The 9,968-nt window shown below is 73.1% G+C and carries 9 protein-coding genes; 6 read left to right on the top strand and 3 right to left on the bottom strand.

All coding sequences use genetic code 11. The features are described from left to right. Positions 1-23 precede the first annotated feature (23 nt). Positions 24-548, bottom strand: coding sequence for a TerD family protein (locus ACFVIM_RS28740; protein ID WP_384307238.1), 525 nt, complete (start codon positions 546-548; stop codon positions 24-26). A 215-nt stretch (positions 549-763) separates the two neighbouring features. On the opposite strand from ACFVIM_RS28740, the gene ACFVIM_RS28735 reads away from it, so the two are divergent. The 5 genes from ACFVIM_RS28735 (at position 764) to ACFVIM_RS28715 (ending at position 5,027) form a co-directional block, all read left to right on the top strand. Beyond that, positions 764-1,369 carry a YdbC family protein gene (locus tag ACFVIM_RS28735; RefSeq protein WP_384307235.1) on the top strand — a complete coding sequence of 202 codons (606 nt, stop codon included), beginning with the start codon at positions 764-766 and terminating at the stop codon, positions 1,367-1,369. Positions 1,370-1,471: 102 nt separating this feature from the next. Then, positions 1,472-2,131, top strand: coding sequence for a histidine phosphatase family protein (locus ACFVIM_RS28730; RefSeq protein WP_384307232.1), 660 nt, complete (start codon positions 1,472-1,474; stop codon positions 2,129-2,131). 12 nt (positions 2,132-2,143) lie between these two features. Continuing rightward, entirely contained in the window at positions 2,144-3,052 is a 909-nt protein-coding gene (locus tag ACFVIM_RS28725) for an ADP-ribosylglycohydrolase family protein (RefSeq protein WP_384307229.1), read from the top strand. A gap of 570 nt (positions 3,053-3,622) precedes the next feature. Beyond that, entirely contained in the window at positions 3,623-4,324 is a 702-nt protein-coding gene (locus ACFVIM_RS28720; protein WP_384307227.1) for a ribonuclease HII, read from the top strand. Positions 4,325-4,406: 82 nt separating this feature from the next. Next, complete coding sequence (locus ACFVIM_RS28715) at positions 4,407-5,027, top strand: hypothetical protein (RefSeq protein WP_384307224.1); 621 nt, start codon at positions 4,407-4,409, stop codon at positions 5,025-5,027. Between the two features lie 396 nt (positions 5,028-5,423). Here the strand turns inward: ACFVIM_RS28715 and ACFVIM_RS28710 are convergent, their stop codons facing one another. After that, positions 5,424-6,044, bottom strand: a complete 621-nt coding sequence (locus ACFVIM_RS28710) for a hypothetical protein (RefSeq protein WP_384307221.1) — start codon at positions 6,042-6,044, stop codon at positions 5,424-5,426. Between the two features lie 227 nt (positions 6,045-6,271). Further along, positions 6,272-8,470: a RecQ family ATP-dependent DNA helicase gene (locus tag ACFVIM_RS28705; protein WP_384307218.1), complete on the bottom strand. Its 2,199-nt coding sequence runs from the start codon at positions 8,468-8,470 to the stop codon at positions 6,272-6,274. A 112-nt stretch (positions 8,471-8,582) separates the two neighbouring features. Between ACFVIM_RS28705 and ACFVIM_RS28700 the strand changes: the two genes are divergently transcribed. After that, positions 8,583-9,962 carry a DUF4192 domain-containing protein gene (locus ACFVIM_RS28700; RefSeq protein ID WP_384307215.1) on the top strand — a complete coding sequence of 460 codons (1,380 nt, stop codon included), beginning with the start codon at positions 8,583-8,585 and terminating at the stop codon, positions 9,960-9,962. Positions 9,963-9,968: the final 6 nt, after the last annotated feature.

Raw genomic sequence — 9,968 nt, 5'->3', positions numbered from 1 at the left:
GGTCCCGCCGGGCCGGGGTGCGCTCAGGCGGTGCCCATCAGGGCCAGAAAGGACTGCGGGTCGGAGTCGTAGCCCCGGAGCGTCTCGTGGTAGCGCCAGACCCCGCCGTCGTCGCGGATGAACTCGGCCACCACGGCCGCCGTCGCGTCCGGGACCCCCGCGAACGCGTCGGACCACAGCTCGGTGTGCCCCTCGGAGACTCTGACCTGGGTGTTGGGTACCTCGCCGAAGACCCGGCGCCCGTGCCGCTGCTGTATCACGACACCGACCACGACCCTCCCGTAGACGGGGGCGAGCCGGCCGAACTCCAGTTTCATGACCTCGTCGAAGCCGAAGCCCTGCCCGGTCTTGCTGTCCCGGGCCAGGGTGATGGTGCCGTCGGGGGACCTGCTGTCGAAGTGCACGACGTACGCCGGATCGCCCCGGAGGGCGTCCGCCCGGTAGGTCCCGGCGACGATGTCGAGGTCATGAGGGTTCGTGCCCCTGGGGCTCGGATCCCACCGCAGACCCACCTCGACCGTGCCGACTCCTTTGTTCAGGGTGCTCACCAGATGTACCTCTCCCACAACGTCCGGGGTTTCGCCGTCAATTGACCGTATCCGTTCTCCGGGGGCCGGGGCGAGGGCTTGGCGGGTGTACGCCATGGTCGGTTCGGCGCGTCATGGGCACATGGCGGGTCTCGTGGGCGTACCCCGGGGCGCCCGGCCGGAGCACCTGCGGGGAGGGATGACCCCGGCGGCGGCCGGGGCCGTACGATGGCGCGGTGCTGGTCAAGTGGATTCGCTGCACCGTGGTGGACCGTCGTGGGTTCGAACGGGGGCAGCGAAGGTGGGCGGGGCTGCTGGGTGAGCCGGGATTCCGTGGGCAGGGCGGCGGATGGAGCAAGGCGAGGCCCCAGGTCGCGCATGTCTTCTCGTTCTGGGAGAGCAGGGCGTTCTACGACTCGTTCATGGCCCGTTCGCACGACCGGCTGGCCTCCGGCCAGTCCGGGACGTACCGCGACCCGCAGGTGAAGCTGTTCGACTACCGCTTCGATGTGAAGACGGGGTTCGAACCGCGCTTCACGGGGGTGGACGTCGTACGCGTCGCCCACAGCACAGTGCGCGAGGACCGGGTCGAGCACTACGCGCTGATGCAGGAGAAGGTCTGGAACCCGGCGATGGCCGGGTCCCCCGGCATGGTGCGTGGCGTCTTCGGTGAGGCGCCGGGCCATGAGTTCCTGGTGCTCTCGATGTGGCGCTCCGAGGCGGAGCACGGGAAGTACCGCCGTGAGCGGGTGGAGCGGCTCCTGCTGCGGGCCCAGACGGAGGCCGATGTCGCGGCGCTCTCCGGGGACGTCGTACAGCTCGAACCCTCGTGGACCGTGTGAGCGGGCCCCTTTCGCCCGGTTCCGCACCGTACTCCCCGCCGATACGCCGGATGGACTCCGCCCCGCCCGCCGTCCGCGCGGAGAGCGATCTAGGGTCGGGACATGGCACGACCGCGACGCATCGTCCTCGTCCGGCACGGAGAGTCGGAGGGAAACGCCGACGACACCGTGTACGAACGGGAGCCCGACCACGCCCTGCGGCTGACCGCCGGGGGGCTGGCACAGGCGGAGGCGGTGGGCGCCCGGCTGCGCACGCTCTTCGGCGAGGAACGGGTCAGTGTCTATGTGTCGCCCTACCGGCGCACCCATCAGACGTTCCGGGCCTTCGCCCTCGACCCCGCCCTGGTCCGGGTGCGTGAGGAGCCACGGCTGCGGGAGCAGGACTGGGGGAACTGGCAGGACCGTGAGGACGTCCGGCTCCAGAAGGCGTACCGGGACGCCTACGGGCACTTCTTCTACCGCTTCGCCCAGGGGGAGTCGGGAGCGGATGTGTACGACCGGGTCGGTGCCTTCCTGGAGAGCCTCTACCGCAGCTTCGAGTCCCCCGACCACCCGCCGAACGTGCTGCTCGTGACCCATGGGCTGACCATGCGCCTGTTCTGTATGCGCTGGTTCCACTGGACCGTCGCGGAGTTCGAGTCGCTCTCCAATCCGGGCAACGGCGAGACCCGGATACTGACCCTCGGTGAGGACGGGCGCTACGCCCTGGACCGGCCCTTCGAGCGCTGGAGGATCCCCGAACCGTATGGGGTCACCGGATAGAGTGGCAGGAAGATGACCCTTGATCCCGCTGACGACCGGCGCCTGGCACGCGCCCTGGACAGCCTGCGCGGACTGTCCGTGGGAGACGCGCTCGGCTCCCAGCTCTCCGTCCCCTCGCACCACCCCCTGCTGAAGCGGCGCGAGCTGCCACCGGGTACCTGGCGGTGGACCGACGACACCGAGATGGCCTGCTCGGTGGTGGCCGTGCTCGCGGCCCATGGCCGGATCGACCAGGACGCGCTCGCGGCGTCCTTCGCCGCCCACCATGACACCGACCGGGGCTACGGGCGCGCCGTCGACCGCATCCTCCGGCTGATCAAGGAAGGCGGCGACTGGCGAGAACTCGCCGCGGCGCTCTTCCAGGGACAGGGCTCCTGGGGCAACGGCGCCGCGATGCGGATCGCGCCGCTGGGGGCCTGGTACGCGGACGACCCGGAGCAGGCCACGCACCAGGCCGAGATCTCCTCGTACACCACGCACCAGCACCGCGAGGCGGTCGTCGGCACGATGGCGGTCGCCGCGGCGGCCGCGCTCGCCGCCGATCCGGCCGGGCCGCCGGAGCCCGGCGCGCTGCTGGACGGGGTGATCGCCCTGGTGCCGCGGAGTGCCGTCGGCGCCGGGCTGCGCCGGGCGCGCGACATGCTCGACTACGGCGACCCGGGCACGGTCGCCGCCGTCCTCGGCTGCGGACGGCGTACCAGCGCGCATGACACGGTCCCCTTCGCGCTCTGGTCGGCGGCCCGCGCGCTCGGTGATCCCGTGACGGGGTTCTGGACGACGGCGCAGGTGGGCGGGGACATGGACACCACCTGCGCCATCGCCTGCGGGGTGATCGCCGCGGGCGCGGGCGACCGTCTTCCCGCGGCATGGCTGGAGCGTACGGAGGCACTGCCGGACTGGGTGCCCTCGGTCCCGCGCTGACCGCGTACGGGGCGAGGGAGGGCGCGCGGTGATCCGAGCCCGCGGGGTGCCCGCCGTCGCGTCGAGCGGGCCTGACGGGAGCGCGTTGCCCAGGTGCCGGATTCCGTACGCGTCTCCCTGGCCGCGAGCCGTATCCGGACCCGTCGCGGCGCCCGGGGGCTTGCAGTGCCCTGGCGCCCCGGAGGGACGCGTGACAGGGGAGGCGCGTAGCGGTGCTGTGTTCGCGCCTGCGACGGGTGGGCCAGGGCTGGCGCTCCGGGTACCGCGCGGCCGCTATGGGGCGTCATCCGCTCCGGAGCCGGGTGGCGGTGCTCCGCGCTCGGCTTGCTTCGGTGCCGGTGGCCTGGCGTCTTCGCGGTCGCATAGCACCTGGAAGCGCGTCGGCTGATCGATCGTTCGGCTCTCGCACGGAGGTGGCGCGCCCGGGCCAGGGCCGCTGGTCGACGAAGCGGTGGGACTCGTTCCGGCGCCCGGTGACGCAGCGGAAGGGGCGCCAGGGCCCCGCGGTCGAACCGAGATCCGAATCCGGTTGTCGCGACGGGGGTGTGGCGGCGTACGCTTGCTGGCGCCATGCCGTATGAACCACCCACCCACAGGGTCGAACGCTCGATCAGAGCCACGACCGGAGCGAAGATCGTCGCCGGTGTCGACGAGGTCGGACGCGGAGCGTGGGCCGGTCCCGTCACGGTGTGCGCCGCGATCACCGGACTGCGCCGACCGCCCGAGGGACTGACCGACTCCAAACTGCTCACCGTCAAGCGCCGGGGAGAGCTCGCCGCAGAGCTGGAGGGCTGGGTCACCGCGCACGCCCTGGGGCACTCCTCGCCCGAGGAGATCGACGAACTCGGGATGACGGCGGCCCTGCGCCTCGCCGCCTGCCGGGCACTCGACGGGCTGCCGGTGCGCCCCGACGCCGTCATCCTCGATGGGAAGCATGACTACCTGGGTGATCCCTGGCGTGTCCGTACGGTGATCAAGGGGGATCAGTCCTGTGTCGCGGTCGCGGCGGCGTCCGTCATCGCGAAGGTGCGCCGGGACGCGATGATGGCCGAACTCCCTGACGAGTACGCCGCTTTCGGCTTCGCCGCCAACGCCGGTTACCCCTCTCCCCTCCACAAGGCCGCCCTCGCCGAGCGGGGGCCCACGCCGTACCACCGCCTCTCCTGGGCCTATCTGGACGCGCTGCCCCAGTGGCGGCATCTCAAGAAGGTTCGGATCACCGCTGCGGCGGCGGAACTGGAGAGCGGGGGCCAACTCGGCTTCGATTTCTGAACCGGCCCTCCCCGCAGGGCAGCCGCACGCAAGTGCCCACCCGCCGATGCCGCTCGAACCGGCATTTGATAGACATCCCTTTATGCCTCTCATACCCGAGGAGCCTCAGATTCACGAGAGTGCCCAGGGTCCCCGCGTCACTCCGGCCACCGGCCGTACCGCGTCGACCCCTCGCCCCGTACCCGGCCCGCGTCCCGTGGCCTCGCCGCGACCCGCTCAGCCGGGCCCCGGCCCCGCCCGGCCCGCACCTCCGGCGCAGCGTACGCACCCCACCGCGGGACAGCCCCGGCCGGCTGCTCCGCGGAATCCTTCCCAGCCGCAGATCCAGCTGATACCGGCGCCCGCGGACGGCGCCGTCGACGCCGCCGAGGAGGCCGTGGACCTGCTGCTCGACTCGGGCCGCGCCCCGGGCGAGGTCCTGGTGCTCACCACGGGCGAACTCCACCCCTGGGCCGCCCATGAGCTGACCTTCGGCGAAGCCGCGTACTGGGCACAGCAAGCGGCCGGGGACGACGTCTTCTACGCCGCCGCCGACACGGTGGGCCAGACCTCCCTCCGTCCCGTGGTCGTCGTCGCCCTCAACGGCGGAAACGACGACGAATCGGTCCGTGCCCTGAGCGAGGCCACGGCGAAGGCGGGTGCGCTGCTGATCGTCTGTGGTGACTCGCAGCTGGCCAACACCGCGCTCGGCGCGGGCGTCTGACGCGTCCCACGCCGCGCCATCGTGCTCCGGCTGCCTGCCGACGGGCAGCCGGAGAGACGGCCACCGGGGAGCCGTGGACCCGTGGGGGCCCGCTGCCTTCCGCGACGCGTTCGACGCGTCCAGGCGCGTCGTCGCCCGGGGCCTTTGCCGCCCCTGACCTTCGCCGTCCGGGCCGGCGGGCCCTTCCGCCGGGCGCACCAGCCCCGGAACCCTCGATGCCGCCGGCTCCGGTGCGAGCCCTGACATCCGGCCCGTCGCGCCAGCCCCTGAGGCTCGGCCGCCCCTGTTCCGTGGCCGTCCGCCCGCGTCGGCCCGGGCCGCCATCCGCGGTCTCGTGGCGGTGCGGAACCCCTGTTGCCGTACCGGGGGGGGCTTGGTCGTGCGTGAACGCGCGGGTCAGCGTGCGGCGGTACGGCGCAGTGCCTCGGGCGCTCCGCTGGCCGTGCGCAGTTCCAGCGGCTCACTCACCGACACGTCGGCGAGATCCCCGGGCGTCGAGGTGGAGCTGGGCCGTCGGCCGCCCCGGCCCTCGCCCAGAACCTGCCAGCCGCCCCGGGTCAGCGTGATGTAGGCACCACAGCGCAATCCGTGCAGCGTGCACGCGTCTCGCAGGCCCCACATCCACGCGCCGTCTTCCTCGGTCCACCGCTCGTCGCCGTCGCGGCAGTAGAGCAGGACGGCGGTACGGACGGGGGCGCGGCGGCGCAGATCATGTGGAATCACCCGGCGTAGATGCGCCAGGAGCGCGTTGCGGAACTCCCAGCCGTCCACCGGGGCGGAGTGCCGGGCGAAGGACGCGCTGGCGGTGAGTCGCTCCTCCGGGTCGAGCACCGCCACGACGGCCGTCGTGGGCGTCGGACGGTGCCGGGCGTGCAGTCCACTGACCACCTCCCGCGGATTGCGCAGCAGCGGGATACCGGCGGCCGCCCACTCGGCGGGTTCGAGCACTCTGAGTCGGCTGGCAGAGCTGGCGTTGGTGATCGAAGTGGCTGCGGACGAAGCGAATCCGAAGGTCACGTTCCTCCCTTCGCATACGCGCCCACAGAGCGGGCAGGGTCGGGTGAGGGCGCACCGCGACACAGCCCTTGAGGACCGTTGGACGGGCCGTGTGGGGAGCGTTCCAATTCTTGCTGGCGCTGCGGAATGCGGCAACGAGCAATTTGACGCCAGCGGCAGGAATCAGTGGGTATGCCTTGGATATCCCTTCGCCTGATCGCCCAGGTCCCGTCCGTCGCCTCCACCCGTCATGCCTGAACGGCGAGGACCAGCGGATACACCCCCTTCGCTCCGGCCCTGCGCAGCAGCCTGGCCGTCACCGCCAGCGTCCAGCCGGTGTCCGAGAGGTCGTCGACGAGCAGGACGGGCCCGTCCGCCGCCGCGACGGCTTCCGCGAGGGGCGCGGGCACGGTGAAGGCGTGGTGCAGGGCCCGCACCCGCTGGGCGCTGTTGGTCCGGGAGGGCCGTGACTCCTCACCGTCCTCCCGGTACTCCACCGCCCCCAGCAACGGCATACGTCCGATCTCGGCGATCCGGGCACCGAGCGACCCCACGAGCCGGGGACGGCCGCGCGAGGCGACGGTGACCACGCCGACCGGCCGTGCGGGGGCGTCGGCGGCGCCGGAGGCCCAGCCGCCGCTGGCACGCGCCCAGTCCGCCAGTACGGTCACCACCGCGTCGACCACATCATGCGGTACCGGTCCGTCGGGGGAGTCCGGAGCGAGCATCGGGCGCAGCCGGTTTCCCCAGCCGATGTCCGAGAGCCGCCCCAGCGCCCGGCCCGGCCCGGCCTGTTCCCCCTGCGGGATACGGCCCTTGAGATCCACCCCCACCGCCGCGAGCCCGGTCGGCCACATCTTGCGCGGCTCCACGTCCACACCCGGCCTGCTCAGTTCCCCCCGCGCGGCGGTGAGAGCGGCCTCGGAGACCGTGTCGCCGAACCGGGCCCCGGCACAGTTGTCACAGCGCCCGCACGCGGTCGCCTCCTCGTCGTCCAGCTGCCGCCGCAGGAACTCCATGCGGCACTCCCGCGACCGCGCGTAGCCGCGCATCGCCTCCTGTTCGATCTCGCGCTGGCGGGCCACCCGGGCGTACCGCTCCGCGTCGTACCGCCAGGGCTGGCCGGTGGCGGTCCAGCCGCCCTTGACCCGGTGTACCGCGCCGTCCACGTCGAGGACCTTGAGCATGGTCTCCAGCCGGGTGCGGCGCAGCTCGACCAGGGGCTCCAGCGCGGCGAGCGACAGGGGGCGCCCGGCGGCCGCCAGGGCGTCGAGGGCGCGCCGCACCTGCTCCTCCGGCGGGAACGCCACCGACGCGAAGTACCGCCAGATCGCCTCGTCCTCCGGGCCGGGCAGCAGCAGTACCTCGGCGTGCTCCACGCCACGCCCGGCCCGGCCCACCTGCTGGTAGTAGGCGATCGGGGAGGAGGGCGAGCCGAGATGCACGACGAAGCCGAGGTCTGGTTTGTCGAACCCCATGCCCAGGGCGGAGGTGGCCACCAGGGCCTTGACCCGGTTGGCCAGGAGGTCCTCCTCGGCCTGCTGGCGGTCGGCGTTCTCCGTGCGTCCCGTGTAGGGCGCGACGGTGTGGCCGCACTGTCGCAGATAGGCCGTGACCTCCTCGGCCGCCGCGACCGTGAGCGTGTAGATGATGCCGGAGCCCGGCAACTGGTCGAGGTGGTCCGCCAGCCAGGCCAGGCGGGTGGCCGCGTCGGGCAGCCGCACCACCCCCAGGCTCAGGCTCTCCCGGTCGAGGGAACCGCGCAGGACCAGGGCGTCCGTGCCCGCGCCCGTGCCGAGCTGTTCGGCGACGTCGGCGGTCACCCGGGCGTTGGCCGTCGCCGTGGTGGCGAGCACGGGCACGCCCGCGGGTAGCTCCGCCAGCATGGTGCGCAGCCGGCGGTAGTCGGGGCGGAAGTCATGGCCCCAGTCCGAGACGCAGTGTGCCTCGTCCACCACCAGCAGGCCGGTGGCGGCGGCCAGCTTCGGGAGCACCTGGTCCCGGAAGTCCGGGTTGTTCAGCCGCTCGGGGCTGACCAGGAGCACATCCACGGCACCGGCCGCCACTTCCTCCTGGATGGTGTCCCATTCCTCGGGGTTGGACGAGTTGATCGTCCGCGCGCGGACGCCCGCGCGGGCCGCCGCCTCCACCTGGTTGCGCATCAGCGCGAGCAGGGGGGAGACGATCACGGTCGGCCCGGCGCCCCGCTGCCGCAGCAGCGCGGTGGCGACGAAGTACACGGCGGACTTGCCCCAGCCGGTCCGCTGGACGACAAGGGCCCGCCGTCCATGCGCGACGAGGGCCTCGATGGCGCGCCACTGGTCCTCGCGCAGCCGGGCGGTGCCCGTGCCGTCCGAGACGAGCCGGGCGAGCACCGCGTCGGCGGCCGCCCTCAGATCGGAGGAGGCCGCGGGGGCCGAGAGGTCTGCGTGGTCTGCGTGCTCCATGCCTCCATGCAACCCGATGGCACCGACAATGCGCGAACCTGACCGCCGGGCCTGTGGACAACGTTATCCACAGGGGTCGCGGAGCCGACCTGACCCGGGGGACCGTCGGGGCATGAGCAAACACCACGAACCCACCGGTCGCACCGGTGACCAGCAGATCATCCTGCGCAGTCCGGCCGAGCTGGCCGACGCCCTGCCGTATGTGCTCGGCTACCGGCCGACCGACTCCATCGTCGTCGTGGCCCTCCACGGCAGCCGCGGCCGCTTCGGCGGCCGGGTGCGGCTCGGGATTCCGCGTGACGCGGAGGAGTGGGCGGCCGTAGCCCGGCAGCTCGCGCGCTGTCTCGTCGACGGGAGTGAACGGCACGGTGGCCGCCCGGACGGCATGGTCGTCTTCCTCTGCCAGGATCCGGCCGGAGGCGAGTCGGGCCGCGCCGTCATGGAACGCCTGCGTCCGCTCGCTCAGCGGCTGAGAGTCGCCTGCGGTGAGCTGGACGTACCCGTGTACGAGGCACTGTGTCTGTCCGGCGGGCGCTTCTGGTCCTACTGCTGTCCCGACGAGCGCTGCTGCCCGGCCGAGGGCAGGACCCAGGTCCTTCCGGGGACCTCGCTGATGGCCGCGGCGGCCACCTACGCGGGCGTTCACGTGCGCGGTTCGCTGAGGGACATGGAGGCGCGGCTGGAGCCGTCGCAGGTGTCCGGGCGGCCGGGACAGGAGGAGGCACTCGACCGGGCCGCCGCCGCGCTGGTGCCGAGGATCCTTGGCCAGGGCGGTCGTGAGCGGGCCATGGCGGACACCCTCCGGTTGGCCCAGGAGGTGATGCGCCGGTTCTCCGGCCCGGTGCCCACGGTGGGCTGGTCCATGGCGGACGCGGCGGACGACCGGCTCGTCACTGACGACGAGGCCGCCGCGCTGATCATGGGTTTACAGGACCGGATCACCCGGGACCGGGCCGCCGAGTGGTGGCAGGAGCCGGGGGCGGGGCGGGCGTTGCGGCTCTGGCGAGCCCTGGCACGCCGCTGCGTCGGCCCCTACGCGGAACACGCCGCGGCGCCTCTGACCCTCGCCGGATGGGTCGCCTGGTCCACGGGGGACGAGCCGGCCGGCCGCGTCGCCCTCGGCGCGGCCCTGCGCCGGGATCCCGGCTATCTCCTCGCCCGTCTGCTGCACCAGGCGTGCAACGAGGCGCTCGACCCGGAGACGGTGCGCGGCTGCTTCCGTGCGGAACCGGAGCCAGGGGAGCAGGTACCGACGCCACCGGGCGGCCGCGCTGACGACGCGGGTCCGGTACGCCCGGCAGGGTCCGCCGACGGTCCGCCACGGGGCGGGAGCGCCGGGCCACCGCCGGCCGACAAGCCGACCCGCCCGATGGGCTCCCGGCCCGGTTCACGAACGCCTTCCGACGGATCCCGGCGCGCATCGCGAGGCGGGGTCGTACGGCCCCGGGGCGCCGGACGGGCTCCCCGCCCCGGGCCGCGCGGCGGCTTGTAACGGCCC

Origin of the sequence: Streptomyces sp. NPDC057638, assembly GCF_042800315.1 — a bacterium.
Classification (GTDB): domain Bacteria; phylum Actinomycetota; class Actinomycetes; order Streptomycetales; family Streptomycetaceae; genus Streptomyces.
The sequence above is the reverse complement of the archived record's forward strand: the minus strand, read 5'-3'. Positions and strand labels throughout refer to the sequence as shown.